The sequence below is a fragment of the Rhodanobacteraceae bacterium genome (assembly GCA_024234055.1).
Lineage (GTDB): Bacteria > Pseudomonadota > Gammaproteobacteria > Xanthomonadales > SZUA-5 > JADKFD01.
In genome coordinates this window covers 261,076-279,546 of record JACKOW010000001.1, presented here as the reverse complement: position 1 = coordinate 279,546, position 18,471 = coordinate 261,076, and the positions used below count along the sequence as shown (strand labels likewise).

The window sequence follows — 18,471 nt, the reverse complement described above, 5'->3', positions numbered from 1 at the left end:
TACGGCTCTTCCCGTGCCCCCTGCCCCGTGCCCCGTGCCCCGCCCCATCACCGCCGACCCTCGGCCTTCCAGGCGACGATGTCGGCGATCGAGATGCCGGTCTGTCCCAGCTGCTCGCGGGTCTGGCGGATGTCATCGACCAGACTGCCGCTGCGGGCACCATCGCCCTGGTTCATGCCGACCAACCGGGCGATGGGCTGGCCGCGCCGGGTGATGATGATCTCCTCGCCGCGCTCGACGGCATCGAGCAATTCGGAGAGTTTGGTCTTGGCTTCAAAGGCACCGACGGTGGGCATGACTCAACCAACTGGTCAACTAGTTGGCGGAGGATAGCAGGAGGAGAGGCACGGGGCACGGGGCACGGGGCACGGGGCACGGGGCAGAGCGTGATTCACAGTCACACTCGGTGTCGAGTCTGGAAGGCTGCGCCCACCCCGATCTGGCGGGCCATCGCTCACGCCAGAGCGTCACGTAGTCCGCAAGGCGGACAACGTGACCTACGACATCTCCCATTCTTGGGGGTGGGGCATCAAGTAGTCCGCAGGGTGGGCCGTCTGAGTTGCGACATCTGGCTATCGCTCTTCTTCGCGTCCTTGCTGCTCTTCCTTTGCGTCCTTTGCGTCCAGCTTCTGGCCCGGCAATCCAACGTTGCGGGTGATCACGGCCGGTTGATCGGCACCTTGCCGGGCTCCACGCCGGCCATCATGAAGCGTGCATTGAAGGCCACGGTGATGCGTTCGCCGTCGCCAGCGTAGGGACGCACTTCGTGCAGCACCCAGGAAGGAAACATCACCAGCTGACCCGGCTCCAGCTTGAACTGGCGTGGCGCGTAGGCGTAAGGCTGGCTCATGCGGGCGATGGCCATGTCGATGAACATGGTGTTGGCGGCCATCGGACTGACAAAACTGAGCAGGCCGCTGTCCTGGATGCCACTGCGGTCATCACCGGCGGCGACGCAATAGACCCCGGACCAACTGGCCATTGGATGGTTGTGCAGGGCGAAATAGCCACCCTTGCGGGTCACATGAAACCAGGATTCAGCGGCGATATGCAGCTTGCGCAGCTGCTCCAGGTCATAGCCGTTGAGCTCGCGGATGGCCCGATAGAGCTGCGCCCAGCAGTAGTCGCGCAGCTCGGCCACCGGCTTGTCGGGCCAGTCGAAGAGCTGGAAGTTGCTTTCGAACAGGGCCTCGTTGCGCTGCACCAATGGCTGCGGATTGGCATAGCGCTCACCGGCGGATTCGCGCGCCAGAAACAGCTCGCGCAGGCGCTGGTTGAGGTCGGCGGGATCGGGATGCTGACAAAACACGAAGGGCACCGCGAAACCGGGTGCAATCTGGAAAGTGGGCAGGCTCATGAGGCAATCGGGGAGGTGGACTGCGGCCTAGGCTAACTGCTTCCACCCGAACGCGCAGTGCCCCCGATCAAGCGGGGGCCCTGTGTTGCCGCTCGCTCAATCTTCGCGGTCGCGCACACCGAGGCCACTCAGTGCCGCGCGCGAGGACGAGCGCTGTTCCTGTTGCTCGCCGCGGTCTTCCTGCTGACGCTCTTCGCGCGGGGCCTCGACGCGCGGTTGCTCGCGCGGGGCTTCGAAACGTGGCTGCTCACGGGGCGCCTCGTAGCGTGGCTGCTCGCGCGGCGCCTCGTAGCGCGGCTGCTCGCGCGGCGCCTCGTAACGCGGCTGCTCGCGTGGGGCTTCGTAGCGTGGCTGCTCGCGAGCGCCACCCAGATCGCGGGCGCGGCCCCATGCGCCGCCGGACCAGTCGGACCGCGGGCTCTGCGGCTGCGGCTCGATGATCTGGGGCGTCGGTGTCGGCGCCCCGAACTGCTGCCGGCTGTCTTCGCGCACGCGGGTTCGCGGCGTCGGCACTTCGCCACGATAGGCCGGCTCCGATACCCCGAATCGCCCGTCCGCAGTGCCGCTGTCGCGGCCGCGACCATAGGCCGAGTTGTCGGGCACGCTTTCATCAAGCCGCGCGGCCGGCTCCACAGAACGGTTCCAATCGCGACCGCTGACCTCGGCTCCGGACAGATCCGCTTCACGGGTCCGTCCCGCGGCTCCTGCGTCGCGGCCGCGGCTATCGGCAGGCACACCGAAGCCATAGCCACCCGACGGGAACGGCGCATTGAAGCCGGGTGCCGGCGCACCCGGCTCGACCACGCGCGCCGGTGCCTGGCGGGCATCAACCACGGTGCCAGCGGCCAGCCCGCTGTAGTCACGCCCGGTGTCCCGGCCTCGCGGCGGCGGCTGCAGACCGGCCGCAGCCAGATCCCGCGCTTCCCAGTAGGCGCTGGTGGTCACCGCGCGGGGCGAGACTGTGCGCGGCGGTGCGGCGTTGACTGCCGGCAGGCCGATGTTGTCGATCAGCTCCCGCCGGTAGCGAGGATTGCGCTCGAAATAATCGTAGTTGGAGCGCACCTGACGCACCCAGATCACCGTGAACTCATTGCTGTAGCTGATGAAACTGGGCGAGGAGAAATACGGCTCCCAACCCCACAGCGTCGAATAGGCAGTGTCGTAGGTGTAATAGCCGTAGCGCGAATCGCCCTCCCACAAATCCACCAGATAGTCGTAGTCACGGCAGTACCAGTAGCCGCGATCGAAACGGTAGAGATCGAAGAAGTACAGCAGATCGGCGGTCCAGCGGGTCAGCGGGCCGAGCGAATAGACCCAGCCCCGATAGGGGTCAGCGGTGTAGACGATGCCGTAGCGATCAATGCTGTAGGCCCAGCCGGTGGTCGGGTCGAGGAACCACATGTCGCCGCGGTAGTAGGTGTAGACCACCCGGTAGCGCGGCGCGCTGCGCCAGTTCCAGCGCGGGTCAAAGCGTCGATTGTAGACCCGCACCGCACCGGCCGGCGCCGAATTCCAGCGCCCATAGCGGGTCGGACTGGCAACCCGGATCTGTTGGCGCCAGTCACCGTAATCGTCCTGATAGCTGGGCAGCAGCGCAGCCACCCCGGCGACCGCGCGCGCCGAACTCGATTGCGCCGGAGTGGGTGCGCCATGCATCAGCGCAGCCGCGGTGAGTGTCAGAACGGCAAGCAACTTGAAACTCGAAGACATGGCCATGAATCACCTCGTCACGGGATGAGGGGAAGTCCCGGCCGTTCGCCGCGACTTCATGGCACCATCCTGCGCGCGGCCGTCTGAAGCGATGCCTGCTCACCGACGGCGGCCGGCAAACCGTTCATGCCGGAGCAAGCTGGGGCGGCAAAATCAGGGGCAGGGGGCAAGGGGCAGGGGACCCACTCCGCCGCACCACCTGACCTTGCAGCGAGATCGGGCCCCTGCCCCACCCCCGCAACCTGTTTGGTGCGCGAATGAGCGCAACGACAGGGGGGAACGATAGTCCCACAGGCGCCAAGCACCACGCCTGTGGGAGCGGATTCATCCGCGACGGCTTTTCCTTCCCGAGACCGCTATCGCGGGCAGAGCCCGCTCTCTTACCAAAGATACGGCAACCTATTGATTTATAGGCCTTGCAAGAGGGGATCAAGGGTCAGGGGGCAGGGGTCCAACCTCGACGCATGATCTGACCGTGCCGCGACGTGGGTCCCCTGCCCCTTGCCCCTTGCCCCCTGTTTGATGCGCGAACAGGCGCACCACCACGGGCGACCGGGACTCCCACAGGGTCGGACACAGCCGCAGGCAGAGCCGCTCAGCCCAAACCCAGGCCGGCCGGGTATTCGGGCTTCTGATCTCGCGCCAGCAGTGACTTCAGACCGTCGGCTGGGGTGGTATCGCCGTGCAGCACGGCCTGTACCCGTGAGGAGATCGGCAGGTCCAGATCAAAGCGTGCTGCCAGCCGCATGACCTCGTCGGCGGTCTGCACACTCTCGACGACCTGACCGATTTCGGCGACCGCGTCCGGCAGGGATGTGCCGCGCCCCAAGGCCAGGCCCAGGCGACGGTTGCGCGACAGATCACCGGTGCAGGTCAGCACCAGATCACCCAGGCCCGCCAGTCCGATGATGGTTTCGGCGCGCCCACCCAGACAAAGATTGAGGCGCAGCATCTCGTTGAGGCCGCGGGTGATCAGGCCGGCGCGTGCATTCAGCCCGAGCTGCATGCCATCGCAGATGCCGGTGGCCACAGCCAGTACATTCTTCATCGCGCCGCCAAGTTCAGCGCCGCGGATATCGTTGCCGCTGTAGGCGCGGAAATTGGAACCGTGCAGCGATCGAGCCACACTCTGTGCGAAATCGTCGTCGTCCGAATGCACGGTGACGGCACTGGGCAAGGCCAGCGCCACTTCCTTGGCAAAGCTCGGCCCGGTGACCACTGCCTTGGGCAGGTCCACACCGAGCATGCGATCAGCCACCTCGTGCAGAAAGTCGCCCGAACCCGGCTCGAAGCCCTTGGTGGCCCAGGCCAGGCCCGCCAGGCCCGCCGGCAGATGCGGCTTGACCAGTGCCAGGGTATCGGCAAAGGCGTGACTGGGGACCACCACCAACAAGGCATCGATGCCAGCCAATGCACTCAGCAGATCGGTGGTGTAGGCAATGCCGCCGGGCAAGGGAATGCCCGGCAGGTATTGCCGGTTTTCGAGCGCATCACCGAGGACCGTCAGCGCCTGGGGCTTGCGCCCCCACAAACGGACCTCGATGCCATTGCGCGCGAGCAGCGAGGCCAGCGCGGTACCCCAGGAGCCGGCCCCCAGGACCGCGATGCGGGCAATGCTGCTCATGGCGCGGCGGATCAGGCAGCGGCCTGTTCCTGACGACGACGCACCTGATCGGCGTAGATCTGCTCGAAGTTGATCGGCTGCATCAGGAAGGCCGGGAAGCCGCCCTGCTCGATCATGTAGGAGATGGTCTGGCGCGCGTACGGGAAGATCACGTGCGGGCAGTAGGTGCCGATGACCATGTCCAGCTGCTGCGGCTCGAAGCCGGCCAGACCAAAGATGCCGGCCTGCTGGGTTTCAGCGAGATAGGCAGTCTTCTCGCCGATCTTGCAGGTCACGGTGATGGTGAGGACGATCTCGTACACGCCCTCGGCCAGCTGCTGCGCCTTCTGACCCAGGTTCAGTTCGATCTTCGACTGGCCCTGCTCCTGGAAGATGTGCGGTGCGCCCGGCGCTTCGAAGGAAGCATCCTTGACATAGATCTTCTGCACGGTCAGCTGCGGGCCGGCTGCGGCTTCGGCGCTGCCGTTGGTGCCGGCGGTGTTGGTGTCTTCATTGGCCATGATGGGTCGTCCTTCAAGAGAAAGCGGATGGATCGGGGGAGCGCACGAGTGCGCAATGGGTGGGGTTCAGCGCGACAAGATCCGCGCGCAGCCCGCGATTATCGCACGGCGAGACGCGGATCGAAAAACGCGGGGATCAACAGTGCCCGAATGGGGTGAGGGTGTTGGACCGGAATTTCAAGAGCCAGGGTGGGAAATGCGGCGAACGCAGGCGACCGTTTAGCGGTGGTGCCAGTAGCAACCTGGGGCGCGGCGCAATGGTCTTGCAATCCAGGATCCCGTGGAGTCCCGAGTCCCGAGTCCCGAGTCCCGAGTCCCGAGTCCCGAGTCCCGAGTCCCGAGTCCCGAGTCCCGAGTCCCGAGTCCCGAGTCCCGAGTCCCGAGTCCCGAGTCCCGAGTCCCGAGTCCCGAGTCCCGAGTCCCGAGTCCCGAGTCCCGGATTCCCAGACCGCTCAGTCCTCGAACAGCGCGCGCATCTTCTTGAAGGCGGCGGCTTCGATCTGGCGGATGCGCTCGGCCGAGACCTTGTACTCGTCGGCCAGATCCTGCAGCGTGGCCTTGGGCTCTGCCAGCCAGCGCCGATTGATGATGTCGCGGCTGCGCTCGTCCAGCTTCTCCAAACCTTCGAGCAGGAAATCGAGCTGGCGATCGCCGGCATCCTCGGTTTCCAGGGTTTCGTAGGGATTGGAGGCCTGATCCACCAGGAAGGCAATCGGCGCCGGACGCGTTTCTGAATCATCATCAGCCGGAGCGTCGAAAGCCACGTCCTGACCCTGCAGGCGCGCTTCCATTTCCACGACCGTGGCCGGATCGACACCCAGATCCTTGGCGACGGCCTGCACTTCCTGTGCATTCATCCAGCCCAATCGGGTCTTGGCGCGACGCAGGTTGAAGAACAGCTTGCGCTGCGCCTTGGTGGTCGCAACCTTGACGATGCGCCAGTTGCGCAGAATGAACTCGTGGATTTCGGCGCGGATCCAGTGCACGGCGAAAGACACCAGACGCACGCCCATGGTCGGGTCGAAGCGCTTGACCGCCTTCATCAGGCCGATGTTGCCTTCCTGGATCAGATCGGAGATTCCCAGGCCGTAGCCGGCATAGCCGCGCGCCACGTGTACCACGAAGCGCAGATGCGACATCACCAGTTGCCGGGCGGACTCCAGATCGCCATCCTCGCGGAAACGGCGCGCCAGTTCCTGCTCATCCTCGACGGCCAGCATGGGAATCCGGTTGACCGTCCCAATATAGGAATCAAGGCTGCCCACCGATCCCAGGATCGGCATGTTGTTTGCGACCAAGGCCTGTGCGCTCATCGGAAACTCCTGAATTTGAAGGGCTGGCGGACATCAGGTCCGTACCCGATGGCCGTATTTTAGCACTCTCGCTTGGAGAGTGCTAATGGGCCAAAGTTCCCCCGGAGTCAGGCACGTTCAGCTTGGGCTGACAATTGGCCGCATCACACGCAACCACGGGGAAACCTTTTGTCCGCAAAGGACGCGAAGGACGCAAAGAAGAGCGAAGGATCAGGAGTTCTCCCGGCAGCGTGGGTTGCCTGGTCCTGATTTCGAATGCTTTTCTTGGCGTCCTTTGCGTTCTTTGCGGACCAGTGCTCTGGCTCCAGCCCCGGTCGCGCCGCAAGGGCGCTCCTACAGTTGGCTGGCGGGGGGCAACTGCCAGTCGATCGGCTTGCCGCCGCGGGCCTTCAGGTAGTGGTTGGCGCGGGAGAAGTGCTCGCAGCCGATGAATCCACGGTAAGCCGACAGCGGCGAAGGATGGGGTGCACGCAGCACCAGATGGCGGCGCGGATCGAGCAGTTTGCCCTTGGCCTGGGCGTAGGCGCCCCAGAGCATGAACACCAGGCCTTCGCGCTCTGCATTGAGCAGGCCGATGATGCGATCGGTGAAGGCTTCCCAACCCTTGCCCTGATGCGCACCGGCGCGACCACGCTCGACCGTGAGCACGGCGTTCAGCAGTAGCACGCCGCGATCAGCCCAGGGCAGCAGGCAGCCGTGGCCGGGCGCTTCGATGCCGAGATCGCGTTTGAGCTCGGCAAAGACATTCACCAGCGAGGGCGGTACGTCGATCCCCGGCGGCACCGAGAAGCACAGACCCTGTGCCTGACCCGGACCGTGATAGGGATCCTGACCCAGGATCACCACCTGCACCCGGTCGAAGGGCGTGTGGTCCAGGGCTGCGAAGATCTGTCGGGGTGGCGGATAGATCTGCTTGCCGGCCTTAATCTGCTCACGCAGCCAGTCGCGCAGCTGCTGCATCGCGGGCGACAACAGTTCCGGCAACAGGCGTTGCTTCCAGCTCTCCTCCAGGCGGATACGGGCAGCAGCTTCGACCCGTTCGGCGGCGCATTCATCAGGCATGAGCTGACTCGCCGAGCTTCTGCTTCGCTGAAGCCGGGGCAGGGGGCAGGGGACAGGGGACCAAGCTCGGGGCAAGCCCAGACCCAGGCGCCAGGCAGAGCCTCTGGTTCCTTGCCGATTCCTCGAAACTCAGACAGGCGCACCGGCGGCAACAATGGCGACTGGAAGCGAACCTTGCGCAGCCCTTGCAACTCTGGTCCAGACGAATACAGGCATGACTCCAATCCCGCACCAACGCCGGACGATGTATCGAGGCTGGGCCCCTGCCCCCTGCCCCCTGCCCCCGCTGCCAATCAGGCACCCGCCTGCGCCCTCAGCGCACGCGCTACCCGCAGCTGGAAGCCGAGCTTGGTGATCAGCAGGCGTTCTTCGGTGGGCTTTTGTACCAGATCGTTGGCGCCGGCCCGCAGCAGGGCAGTCTGGTTGCTGGCGTTGTCGTCGCCGGTCATCACCAGAATCGGCAGCGTGCCCTTGGAATAACCGAACCGCCCACGAACGATTTCCAGCAGATCGCCGCCGGTCAATCCACCCTTGAGATAGACATCGGTCAGGATGATGTCGGCGCCGAGCCGACCTTCGTCCTTGGCCTTGTCCAGAATGTCGATGGCGTCTTCGACACTGACTACGTGATTCACGGTCAACCCGTGCTTTTCCATCATGCGCCGGGTAGCTACCGCCACCACGCGCGAATCCTCGACGTAGAGCACATCCCCAGGCACCTGGCCCTCGGGACGGATGTAGCCGCGGATGAAAGTGGACAGCGCCTGCGGCCCCAGCGACTTGTCGAAGTAGTCGGTGACGTCGACCGAGAGATCGCGATTCATCAGCCGTTCCTGCACATCGCCGGACACGACCACGATGGGGATGTAGGCCTGCGGCGAATTCTCGCGGATGTGACGCGCCAGTTCCATGCCGTCCATATCGGGCAGACGCAGCGCCATCGTCACCAGATCAACCACGCCTTCGGCCAGATGCGCCATGGCTTCCTCGCCGGTGCTGCAGGCGAGCACCGTGACGCCGGGCAGGTCCTGATGCAATAGCTGATCGATGATCTTGCGGACCACCTTCGATCCGTCGACGACCATTACCCGCGGCGTATCGCTGGAAATGTGTCGAGTCACCGATGTTTCCATGCCCCAATCCCTTCCCTGCCGTGCCCATGGGCGTCGTGAAGATGCAGCAACAGCCAACTACCGCGGTTCGGCCTCCCGCAGGTGGCGCGCGCTGCCCAGCCAGGCACCGAGCCAGCCCAAGGCTGCACCATAGACTACCAACAGCAAAGCCCCCCGCAGCCCCGGGCCCTGTAACGAAAATCCCGCGCCGTAGCTTAGCGCAAGCTGATCCACGGCGGGCTGCACCGCCAGCAACCCTGCCTGGACCAGCGCCAGAGCCAGCAGGCCACCGACCACTCCGTACCAGATGCCGATGTAAAGGAAGGGCCTGCGCACATGCGCATCACTGGCGCCGAGCAGCTTCAGGATCAGGATTTCCTCGCGCTTCAGCGAAATCTCCAGGCGGATGGTATTGCCCACCACCAGCAGTACGGCGACTGCCAGGATCGCCGCGCCGAGCAGGATCGCTCGCCGCGCCAGTTCCAGCAGCGCCTCCAGGCGTTCCAGCCAGCGACGGTCGACCTGCACCCAATCGACCTCCGGCCGGGTCGCCAGTTCCGACTTGAAATCCTCCAGCCGGGCAACGCCGGCGGCGGTCAGTCGCACGATCACCAGCGCCGGCATCGGATTGGCGTCCAGTGCGCCCAGCGCTTCGGCGAAATCGCTCATCTCCCGCAGCTCGGTCAGCGCGTCATCGGACGAGCGCACTTCGGTTTCGGCCACTTCAGGCGGCCGTCCAGCGCGTCAGCCAGTTCCAGCGCCCGCTCAACCGGCTCACCGGCCGCCAGGAACACGGTCAGATCGCCACTCGGACGCCATGACACCGCGGCCCGGTCGACCTGATCCAGCGCCAGAAAACCGAGCGCCGGCAGCACCAATGCCACCGCGATCACGCCCAGGGTCAGCAACTGCCCGAAGGGATCGCGCAGCAGCCGCATCAATCCGGCGCGCAGTCCCTCGACGTGCGCCCGCGACCAGGCGCGGCGACGATTGCCCGCGGGCCGCGCCAGTTCAACCGTCTCGGCCATACCAGTCCTCCGGACCGGAAATCGTCGATCATGCGCCCGCGATCCAGCACCAGGGTACGCTTGCGCATGCGCTGAATCAGCGGCAGGTCGTGACTGGCAATGATCACCGTGGTGCCCTGCTCCTTCAGTTCAACGAACAGGCCCATGATCTCGGCCGCCAGCTTGGGATCGAGATTGCCGGTGGGCTCGTCGGCCAGCAACAGATCGGGAATGCCGACCATCGCCCGGGCGATGCCCAGTCGCTGCTGCTCACCGGTCGACAGCTCCCCGGCAGCGCCGGTTCACGACCGCCCAGTCCGACCTGCTCCAGCGCCCGCGAAACCCGCGGCGCGATATCGGCCTCGGCGACGCCGTCCAGGCGCATCGGCAGGGCGACATTGTCAAAGGCGCTGCGATCCATCAGCAAGCGGTGATCCTGGAACACCAGACCCAGACGTCGACGATAAGCCGGCAATCCGCGTCGCCGAACGTCGGCCAGTCGCTTGCTGAAGACTTCGATGTAACCCTCACTGGGACGCGCTCGATCAGTGCCAGCAATTTCAGCAGCGTGCTCTTGCCGGCACCCGAATGCCCGGTCACGTAGACCATTTCGCCGTAGCCGATCTCGAAGCTGATATCGACCAGCGCCTCGCGCCCTTCGGCATAACGCTTGCTGACCAGTTCAAAACGGATGGACATGGCAGATCCGACACCCAGATGGCGCTGATTATGCGGAAGCCAGGCGCCGAATGGGCGACCGGTGAGCATTTGTCGGCCACAGCCTCTGACAACAGCAGGGGCAGGGGGCAGGTTGTCCAAACTTGAGGCACGGCCCGAAAGTAACGCGAGGCCAGGCCCCTGCCCCTTGCCCCACCCCCCCGCACCACTCCACGGCACGGCTCGCCCGGTCCCGTTAGACTCGAGTCCTTGCCGCCATTGGCGCGCCGCTGACCGGATGATTTGTCGAACATGGATGTTTCCCACCTGATCGAAGGTCTCAATGCTGCCCAACGCGAAGTGGTGACTGCACCACCTGGGCATCTGCTGGTGCTGGCTGGCGCCGGCTCCGGCAAGACCCGGGTGCTGACCCAGCGGGTGGCCTGGCTGGTCGAGGTCGAAGGGGTGTGGCCGCATGCCATCCTGGCCGTGACCTTCACAAACAAGGCCGCGGCGGAAATGCGCGGACGCTGCGAACGGCTGCTCAATCGGCCCACCCAGGGTCTGTGGATCGGCACCTTTCACGGCCTCGCCCATCGCTTGCTGCGCCTGCACTGGCGCGAAGCCGGATTGCTCGAAACCTTCCAGATCCTGGATGCCGACGACCAGCAGCGGCTGATCAAGCGGGTCATCAGCGAACAGGGTCTGGATGACACCCGCTTTGTCCCTCGCCAGGGCACCTGGATGATCAACGCCTGGAAGGATGAGGGTAAGCGCCCGCGCGATATCGACGCCGGCGACAATCCGGATCTGGCGCGCTGGATCGAGGTCTACCAGGGCTACGAAGCTTCCTGCCAGCGCCAGGGCCTGGTCGATTTTGCCGAACTGCTGTTGCGCAGCCATGAGCTGTGGTTGAACCAGCCGGCGCTGCTCGATCACTATCGACGGCGCTTCAGCCATCTGCTGGTCGACGAATTCCAGGACACCAACACCATCCAGTACGCCTGGATCCGCATGCTCGCCGGCAGCAGCGGCCAGGTCTTTGCCGTGGGCGATGACGACCAGTCGATCTACAGCTGGCGCGGCGCGCGGGTCGCGAACATGCAGGCCTACACCCGCGACTTCCCCAACGTTCGCACCATCCGTCTGGAACAGAACTACCGGTCCACCGGCACCATCCTGGCCGCCGCCAATGCCGTGATCAAGCGCAACAGCGAGCGCCTGGGCAAGGAGTTGTGGACGGCCGCCGGCAACGGCGAACCGATCTCGGTCTATGCCGCCTACAACGAGCAGGACGAGGCCCGCTACGTGGTCGAGCGCATCCGCCGGGCAGTGGCCGAGGACATCCGCCCCAGTGAAATCGCCATCCTCTACCGCGCCAATGCGCTGTCACGGGTGTTCGAAGAGGAACTGATCCGTCACGGCGTCGCCTATCGCGTCTACGGCGGCCTGCGCTTCTTCGAGCGCGCCGAGATCAGGACGCGCTGGCCTATCTGCGCCTGCTGGCCAACCCGGCTGACGACGCCGCCTTCGAGCGCGTGGTGGCCACGCCGCCGCGCGGCGTCGGCGACAAGACCCTGGAAGATCTGCGTCAGGCCGCGCGCGCGGGGGGCGCGTCGTTGCTGCAGACAGCGATCGAAGCCAGCCGCGAAGGCGCGCTCAAGGGCGCGCGCGCGCACGGGCATTGAAGCCCTGATCGCCTTGTTCGACAGCCTCCGCGCCGAGGCTGACGGCGATGAGTCACCGCGTCTGTACGAGCGCCTGGAGGGCCTGATCGAGGGCAGCGGATTGCGCGCCCACTACGCCGCCCAGAGCAAGCACGACGCTGATTCACGGGTCGACAATCTGGACGAGCTGATCAGCATGGCCCGCGGCTTCGTGCTCAGCGCCGATGATGAAGCCGCCGGCATCAGCGAGATGGCTGCCTTCCTGAGCTACGCCGCGCTCGAATCTGGCGAAGGCCAGGGCGAGGCCTGGGACGACTGCGTGCAGCTGATGACCTTGCATGCGGCCAAGGGCCTGGAGTTTCCCTGTGTGTTCATGGTCGGCATGGAGGACGGGTTGTTTCCCAGCCAGCGTGCCATCGACGAGGGCGGCAGCGCCCAACTGGAAGAGGAACGACGCCTGGCCTATGTCGGCATCACCCGCGCCCGCCGGCAGCTGACGCTCAGCCACGCCGAGTCGCGGCGTCTGCGCGGCATGGAAACCTGGAACCGGCCCTCGCGCTTCATCTCCGAGCTGCCGCGCAACACCATCAGCGAGGTGCGCCCGCGCGCCCAGCTGTCGCGCGGCGGCCACTATGGTGAGCAGCGGAAGCAGACCGCGCAGGATTGGGGCGACGAACCCGGCATCGCACTCGGGTCGCAGGTCTCGCACGCGCAATTCGGTGAGGGCGTGGTCGTCGCCGCCGAAGGCCAGGGCAGCCACGCCCGGGTCCAGGTCAATTTCGAAGACGTCGGCAGCAAATGGCTGGTGCTGGCCTACGCCAATCTGGTGGTGCTGGGGTGATCGACCAGCCCTGTGGGAGCGGCTTCAGCCGCGATGCCTGGCTCCGAGCGCACGCCAAACCCGATCGCGGACAAAGTCCGCTCCCACAGTCTGGCCTGGCGCGGACGGCCATTGGGTTAGACTTGCGCCACCCGGGACGACCCGGACGGCCGCGGCGCTCGCTCGACGGTCCACGCTGCGGGGACGTCCCCATCCTCAAGGGGGCATCATGGCCTGGACCTGGCTGTTTCTGGCGGCGGCTTTCGAGATCTGCTGGGCTCTGGCGATGAAATCATCGCTGGGTTTCACCCGACCCTGGCCGACGCTGGCCTTTGTGCTCTGCGCCGCTGCCAGTCTGGGCTTTCTCGGCCTTGCGGCCCGCCATCTGCCGATCGGGCTGGCCTATGCGGTCTGGACCGGCATCGGCGCCTGCGGCGTCACCCTGATCGCCGCCGTCGTCCACGGTGAGAGCTTGAGCGCGCTGCAGCTGGGGTGCATCGGCCTGATCCTGATCGGCGTGATCGGACTCAAACTCGGTTCCTGAGATACTGTCGCCACTGAACTTGGCGGGATACGACACTTGCGTGCACTGATCGCACTACTGCTGCTGCTCGCCGGCGCCGTCCACGCGGGCGGCGTCTACACCTGGACCGACGAGCGTGGCGTGGTCCATTACACCGACCGCCCGATCGGACCAGAGCAGGCGGAACAGGTCAAGGGCATGGACATCGGGCCCGAAGCGGCTGCGAAGCCCAGGCGGGTAAAGGTCAGTGCCGAGGCGCTGCAAGGCACCTGGTGCGCGTTCGCAATGGTGTCTGCCGCCGGCACCGGGTCCACCATTGCCGAAAGGATCGAATGGACCTTCAACCGCAGCACGCTCGACTATCTGGATCTGGATTCACAACTCAAGATCAACGCCAGGTTCAAGCTTGAGGACGGCAGCATCAACACCGACAAGGCGATCATGGGCAATCATCGGATCCGCAGTTTCGGCGATGACCAGATGGAACTGGGCGACGATGCCATCTACACCCGCTTGCGCCGCGGCAACTGCTGAGATCGACCGCAAATCACTGCGCCGGGGCGACGGCTCAACCCACTGTTCACAACGAGGACCCCATGGCGATCCGACCCTTCGTGAAACACCATCCCAAACTCGGCCAGCGCGTCTTTGTGGATGAATCGGCGCAACTGATCGGCAAGGTGGAGGTCGGTGACGATGTCTCGATCTGGCCGCTGGCGGTGGTGCGCGGCGACGTCAACACCATCCGCATCGGCGCGCGCACCAATGTGCAGGACAATTCAGTGCTGCACGTCACCCACGATGGCCGCTACACGCCGGGCGGATCACCACTGGTGATTGGCGCTGACGTCACCGTCGGCCACGGCGTGATCCTGCATGCCTGCACCATCGAGGACGCCTGCCTGATCGGCATGGGCGCGGTGGTGCTGGACAAGGCCGTCATCGGCAAGCACTCACTGATCGGCGCCGGCGCCGTCGTCGCCCCCGGCAAGGTGGTCGAGCCCGGCTCACTGTGGGTGGGCAACCCGGCCCGCTTCATCCGCAAGCTCACCGAGACCGAGATCGAATCGCTGTACTACTCGGCCGAGAACTATCGCAAGCTAAAGGATGAGTACTTGGGGGGCTAGGAAAAAGGAAAACGGAAAACGGAAAAAGGAAGAGCGCCGGGCTGCGCGGCGGCGCCAACCTGGTAGGTTGGGCTAAGCGCAGCGTGCCCAACTACACCCATGACCCCGTGTTGGGCACGCTGCGCTTAGCCCAACCTACGTCATTTGAACCGGCGTCATTTGAACCGGCGTCATTGCGACCCCGGACTTGATCCGGGGGAAACTATCAAGATGCACCGCGAGAGTCCCTGGATTGCTTCGTCGCTACGCTCCTCGCAATGACGCCGAATCCAGAATCCCGAATCCCGAGTCCCGAGTCCCGAATCCCGAGTCCCTACCGACAACCGACAACCAGCATGTCCGGCCTGATCCCCGAAAGCTTCATCGACGAATTGCTGCAGCGCGCCGACATCGTCGACGTCATCGGCGCGCGCGTGCAGTTGAAACGGGCTGGCAAGGAATATCAGGCGCGCTGCCCCTTCCACGACGAGCGTTCGCCCTCGTTCACGGTGGTGCCGCAGAAGCAGTTCTATCACTGCTTCGGCTGCGGTGCTCACGGCAGCGCGCTCAAGTTTCTGATGGAGTACGAGGGCGTCAGCTTTCCGGACGCGGTCGAGCAACTGGCGGCGCAGGTCGGCCTGCAGGTGCCGCGCGATGCCAGCCGCGCCGGACCCGACGACAAGCTGGCCCCGCTGTACGCGGTGCTGGCCGAGGCGACGGCCTGGTTCCGCGAACAGCTCACGTTGAACGAGCGCGCCCAGGCCTATTTCGAGCGTCGCGGCGTCGGCGCCGAGATGATCGAACGCTATGCGCTGGGTTACGCGCCCGACAGCTGGGACGGCCTCGGCCAGAAGCTGGGGCGCGGTGCCGATCGGATGAAACTGCTGGCAGCCGCCGGACTGCTCTCCCAGCGTGACAACGGCCACAGCTACGACAAGTTCCGCGATCGGGTGATGTTTCCCATCCACGATCGCCGCGGCCGGCCCATCGCGTTTGGCGGACGCATCCTCGATCAGGGCGAGCCCAAATACCTGAATTCCCCGGAGACTGCGCTGTTCCACAAGGGCCGTGAGCTCTATGGCCTGTGGCAGGCGCGCCAGAGCGCGCAGAAACTGAAACGCCTGATCGTGGTGGAGGGCTACATGGACGTCATCGGCCTCGCTCAGCATGGCGTCGAAGAGGCCGTCGCCACGCTGGGGACGGCGACGACCAAGGAGCACGCTGAACTGCTGTTCCGCAATGCCGAGGATGTGATCTTCTGCTTCGACGGCGATCGTGCCGGCCGTCAGGCCGCGTGGCGCGCACTGGAATCGACCCTGCCGCGCCTGACCGATGGGCGTCAGGCCTATTTCCAGTTTCTGCCCGAGGGCGAAGATCCCGACACCCTGGTGCGCAAGGAGGGCGCCGAGGGCTTCCGCGCCCGCGTGCTCGAAGCCATGCCGCTGTCGGACTATTTCTTCGACACACTGACCCGCGAGATCGACATGGGTTCAATCGACGGCCGCGCCCGGCTGGCTGCGCGCGCGCAACCGCTGATCGAGCAGATGCCCGATGGCGCCTTTCGCGATCTGATGCGCGAGGCGCTGGCCGAACGCAGTGGCGCCCGACGGGTGGTGCCGCCCGCCCAGGCGCCGGCGCCACCGCCGCGCGCCAGTCGTCAGGTGGTACAGCGCACGCTGGTGCGCAGCGCGCTGGCGCTGCTGCTGGCCAGACCGCAGTTGCTGGCGGAAATCGAGGTTCCAGTGGGTCTGGATCAGGTGCAAAAGCCCGGGGCCGACATCCTGCGGGAAATGCTCGCCGTGATCCGCGACAGGCCCCAGATTGCCGGCGTGGAACTGGTCGATCACTTCAGCGACAAGCCCACCCGCGATGCGCTGACCAGGCTGCTCAGTGCCGAACTGCCTGGCAATGAAGTGGGCTGGGCCGAAGATCTGCAGAACGCGCTGGTGCAACTGATCGTGCAGAGCGAAGCCGAACGCCGGCGTCTGCTCGAAGCCAAGGCCAAGGCCGGCGAACCGCTGAGCGCCGCCGAGAAGAAGGAACTGCTGGCGCTGATGGCGAAGCGGCGCTGAGGCAGGAGCAAGCACAAGCAAAGCCAGAGCAGCGGAGCAAGCTCCCCAAGTTCCGCAGCCGCAGCCATAAGTTATTGATTCCGCTATGCAGGCATAACGGATTTGTCACTACAACGACGCGTTGATCTCGGGTAACGGCAGTTTTAGCTGCTGCAGGATGCCACGCTGCTCGGGGTTGATTTGGCTGGTACGGGTGGTGGGTTGCTGGTCCACCGTCACGTGCAGTTGCTGGATTTGACGCAGCAGCGCCAGGGCGCGCTGCGGGGAGAGTGGGCTGGCCGTCGCCTTGAGCCGCATTCGCAGCACGCGATGCAGGAGCAAGGCCAGAAAGCAGATCAGTGCATGGGCTCGGATCCGCTCTGGCAGGCGGTGGTGCACGGGCGCGATCTCGATGTCGCTCTTGAGCACTCGGAAGCCGCGCTCAATGTCGGCCAGCGCCTTGTAGCGCTCGATCACGGTGGCGGCTGGTAGATCGGTGTTGGTGACCAGCAGCAGTTTGCCGTCCAGGGTTTCGGCCGCTTGTTTGGCTGCGGCATCGACGGTGTAGCTGAAGCGCTCGGCCTGCAGATCAGCTTTCACGATGCGCGACAGACGCGCCGCTTTGATCATTTCGGAGAACTTGAGATACGCCCGTCGGTCGTTGGATCGACGCCCGCGCTGCGGCTGGCCTTGGTCTTGCGCATCCAGGCGGGTTGCCAGGCGATCGCCTTCGGCCTCCAACGCTGCGATGGCGACCTCACGCGCCAGGCGCTGTTCTTGCGCACGGTCGGCGTCATGCGCCAGCACCAGGCGTCGTTCTTGCCAGCGGGTTTCGCCCACACCCTCTGCAAAGCTCACTGCCCCGACCAACTCGGCGAACTCCCCGTAGCGCCGGCCCGGCACCGCCAGCACGTATTCGATCGGCTCGCCGCTGGCGCTCTTGAGGCTCTCGACTGCAGTCAGATTGTCCAGACTCAGCAGGCCGCGATCCGCGATCAGGATCACGCGCTTGAGGCGGTAGCGCTTGATCGTGGCCTCAATCATCGGCAGCAGCGTGGTCACCTCGCCGATATTGCCGGCGTGCACCTGATGCGCAATCGGCAGACCTTCGCGAGTCTGGATCACGCCGAGTACGAACTGCCGGGCGATGCCACCGGTCTCCTTGTTCATCCCGTGGGCGCGCACATCGTCAGCGACGGTTCCGGTGCCGCTGATGCGCACCGTGGTCAGGTCGTAGAAGACCACCGACATCTCGTCGTCGAGCAACGGCCGCAACTGCTTCGCCACTGCATCCTCGACCGCGCCGGCCCGATCCATCAGCGCATCCATGGCGCGCAGCAGATGATCGTGGCTCACCTGCTCGGGTTGCTCCGGGATGGCAACGGTATCCAGCCAGCGCAGCACGCCGAGCTTGGACTCAGGTTCGCACAGGCGATTGAAAACCATGGCGCGAACCATGGCGGTGGCGTCGAAACGGCGATAAGACGAGCGCATTGCACGAGACACGGCGCCATCGAGCCCAAGTTCGCGCCACAGCGCGTGCAGCGCGTAGACGTCGCCCATGGCCCTGGCGCCGACAAACTCCACCTGCGGCAATGCCGCCGGCGTGCGCCCGAGGGCACGCTGCAGGCCCGTGATCAGTGGATCGAGATCCTTCGGTCGCAACTGATCGAGGCGCCCGAGGTTCGCCACCAGCCGCTGGCGAGGCTCGCCCTTGTCATTACGGAAAGCCTCTACCAATTGCAGGTAGGCGCGACCGCCAGATCGGGATATGCGCGTGAACATGCACATACGCTACACGTCAGTACACCCGCTCTCAAGATATAAATGAACCTGAACGTGTGACTACAGAGCTTTCCGAAAGGCGCACTGGTCATGGATCACAAGTGCTTGATGCGACAGGCGCCGTTGGCTACAACGGGCGTGATCGGACGTTTGCGGGTGCGGAACGTGGGAAGCTCC

At 65.2% G+C, this 18,471-nt stretch carries 15 protein-coding genes and 2 pseudogenes; 5 read left to right on the top strand and 12 right to left on the bottom strand.

What is annotated here, in order from left to right:
- Positions 1-47: 47 nt before the first annotated feature.
- From H7A19_01185 to ftsE, 11 genes and pseudogenes are all read right to left on the bottom strand, one after another.
- The gene (locus H7A19_01185; GenBank protein MCP5473441.1) at positions 48-296 is read right to left on the bottom strand and encodes a type II toxin-antitoxin system prevent-host-death family antitoxin; all 249 of its coding nucleotides are present in this window, start codon (positions 294-296) and stop codon (positions 48-50) included.
- Positions 297-658: 362 nt separating this feature from the next.
- A complete protein-coding gene (locus H7A19_01180) occupies positions 659-1,357 on the bottom strand; it encodes a hypothetical protein (GenBank protein MCP5473440.1) in 699 nt (232 codons plus the stop codon).
- Positions 1,358-1,453: 96 nt separating this feature from the next.
- Complete coding sequence (locus tag H7A19_01175; GenBank protein MCP5473439.1) at positions 1,454-3,073, bottom strand: hypothetical protein; 1,620 nt, start codon at positions 3,071-3,073, stop codon at positions 1,454-1,456.
- Between the two features lie 589 nt (positions 3,074-3,662).
- Positions 3,663-4,691, bottom strand: a complete 1,029-nt coding sequence (locus H7A19_01170) for an NAD(P)-dependent glycerol-3-phosphate dehydrogenase (protein MCP5473438.1) — start codon at positions 4,689-4,691, stop codon at positions 3,663-3,665.
- An 11-nt stretch (positions 4,692-4,702) separates the two neighbouring features.
- Positions 4,703-5,191: a protein-export chaperone SecB gene (secB, locus tag H7A19_01165; protein ID MCP5473437.1), complete on the bottom strand. Its 489-nt coding sequence runs from the start codon at positions 5,189-5,191 to the stop codon at positions 4,703-4,705.
- Between the two features lie 452 nt (positions 5,192-5,643).
- On the bottom strand, positions 5,644-6,504 hold the full coding sequence (gene rpoH, locus H7A19_01160) for an RNA polymerase sigma factor RpoH (GenBank protein ID MCP5473436.1): 861 nt from the start codon (positions 6,502-6,504) through the stop codon (positions 5,644-5,646).
- Positions 6,505-6,837: 333 nt separating this feature from the next.
- Positions 6,838-7,566: a uracil-DNA glycosylase gene (gene ung / locus H7A19_01155; GenBank protein ID MCP5473435.1), complete on the bottom strand. Its 729-nt coding sequence runs from the start codon at positions 7,564-7,566 to the stop codon at positions 6,838-6,840.
- A gap of 293 nt (positions 7,567-7,859) precedes the next feature.
- Positions 7,860-8,699, bottom strand: a complete 840-nt coding sequence (locus H7A19_01150) for a response regulator (GenBank protein MCP5473434.1) — start codon at positions 8,697-8,699, stop codon at positions 7,860-7,862.
- 57 nt (positions 8,700-8,756) lie between these two features.
- Positions 8,757-9,401 (bottom strand): FtsX-like permease family protein, encoded by a 645-nt coding sequence (locus H7A19_01145; GenBank protein ID MCP5473433.1) that lies wholly within the window; start codon positions 9,399-9,401, stop codon positions 8,757-8,759.
- Positions 9,362-9,706, bottom strand: a complete 345-nt coding sequence (locus tag H7A19_01140) for a hypothetical protein (GenBank protein ID MCP5473432.1) — start codon at positions 9,704-9,706, stop codon at positions 9,362-9,364. The genes H7A19_01145 and H7A19_01140 overlap by 40 nt, the downstream gene beginning before the upstream one ends.
- Positions 9,616-10,384: pseudogene (gene ftsE, locus H7A19_01135) on the bottom strand (cell division ATP-binding protein FtsE). Before ftsE ends, H7A19_01140 begins: the two are co-directional and overlap by 91 nt.
- Before the next feature lie 270 nt (positions 10,385-10,654).
- Between ftsE and uvrD the strand changes: the two are divergent.
- The 5 genes and pseudogenes from uvrD (at position 10,655) to H7A19_01110 (ending at position 16,530) form a co-directional block, all read left to right on the top strand.
- A pseudogene (gene uvrD, locus H7A19_01130) lies at positions 10,655-12,850 on the top strand (DNA helicase II).
- Positions 12,851-13,058: 208 nt separating this feature from the next.
- A complete protein-coding gene (locus H7A19_01125; protein ID MCP5473431.1) occupies positions 13,059-13,373 on the top strand; it encodes a multidrug efflux SMR transporter in 315 nt (104 codons plus the stop codon).
- Positions 13,374-13,409: 36 nt separating this feature from the next.
- Positions 13,410-13,886, top strand: a complete 477-nt coding sequence (locus tag H7A19_01120) for a DUF4124 domain-containing protein (protein MCP5473430.1) — start codon at positions 13,410-13,412, stop codon at positions 13,884-13,886.
- Positions 13,887-13,948: 62 nt separating this feature from the next.
- Complete coding sequence (locus H7A19_01115; protein ID MCP5473429.1) at positions 13,949-14,479, top strand: gamma carbonic anhydrase family protein; 531 nt, start codon at positions 13,949-13,951, stop codon at positions 14,477-14,479.
- A 335-nt stretch (positions 14,480-14,814) separates the two neighbouring features.
- Positions 14,815-16,530 (top strand): DNA primase, encoded by a 1,716-nt coding sequence (locus H7A19_01110; GenBank protein MCP5473428.1) that lies wholly within the window; start codon positions 14,815-14,817, stop codon positions 16,528-16,530.
- A gap of 108 nt (positions 16,531-16,638) precedes the next feature.
- Here the strand turns inward: H7A19_01110 and H7A19_01105 are convergent, their stop codons facing one another.
- On the bottom strand, positions 16,639-18,294 hold the full coding sequence (locus H7A19_01105; GenBank protein ID MCP5473427.1) for an IS1634 family transposase: 1,656 nt from the start codon (positions 18,292-18,294) through the stop codon (positions 16,639-16,641).
- Between the last annotated feature and the right edge of the window lie 177 nt (positions 18,295-18,471).

Coding starts and splice junctions, on each gene's coding strand:
- H7A19_01115 (MCP5473429.1), top strand. CDS start 13,949: ATGGCGATCCGACCCTTCGTGAAACACCATCCCAAACTCGGCCAGCGC.
- H7A19_01150 (MCP5473434.1), bottom strand. CDS start 8,699: ATGGAAACATCGGTGACTCGACACATTTCCAGCGATACGCCGCGGGTA.
- H7A19_01125 (MCP5473431.1), top strand. CDS start 13,059: ATGGCCTGGACCTGGCTGTTTCTGGCGGCGGCTTTCGAGATCTGCTGG.
- H7A19_01140 (MCP5473432.1), bottom strand. CDS start 9,706: ATGGCCGAGACGGTTGAACTGGCGCGGCCCGCGGGCAATCGTCGCCGC.
- H7A19_01175 (MCP5473439.1), bottom strand. CDS start 3,073: ATGGCCATGTCTTCGAGTTTCAAGTTGCTTGCCGTTCTGACACTCACC.
- H7A19_01110 (MCP5473428.1), top strand. CDS start 14,815: ATGTCCGGCCTGATCCCCGAAAGCTTCATCGACGAATTGCTGCAGCGC.
- ung (MCP5473435.1), bottom strand. CDS start 7,566: ATGCCTGATGAATGCGCCGCCGAACGGGTCGAAGCTGCTGCCCGTATC.
- H7A19_01185 (MCP5473441.1), bottom strand. CDS start 296: ATGCCCACCGTCGGTGCCTTTGAAGCCAAGACCAAACTCTCCGAATTG.
- H7A19_01180 (MCP5473440.1), bottom strand. CDS start 1,357: ATGAGCCTGCCCACTTTCCAGATTGCACCCGGTTTCGCGGTGCCCTTC.
- rpoH (MCP5473436.1), bottom strand. CDS start 6,504: ATGAGCGCACAGGCCTTGGTCGCAAACAACATGCCGATCCTGGGATCG.
- secB (MCP5473437.1), bottom strand. CDS start 5,191: ATGGCCAATGAAGACACCAACACCGCCGGCACCAACGGCAGCGCCGAA.
- H7A19_01105 (MCP5473427.1), bottom strand. CDS start 18,294: ATGTTCACGCGCATATCCCGATCTGGCGGTCGCGCCTACCTGCAATTG.
- H7A19_01170 (MCP5473438.1), bottom strand. CDS start 4,691: ATGAGCAGCATTGCCCGCATCGCGGTCCTGGGGGCCGGCTCCTGGGGT.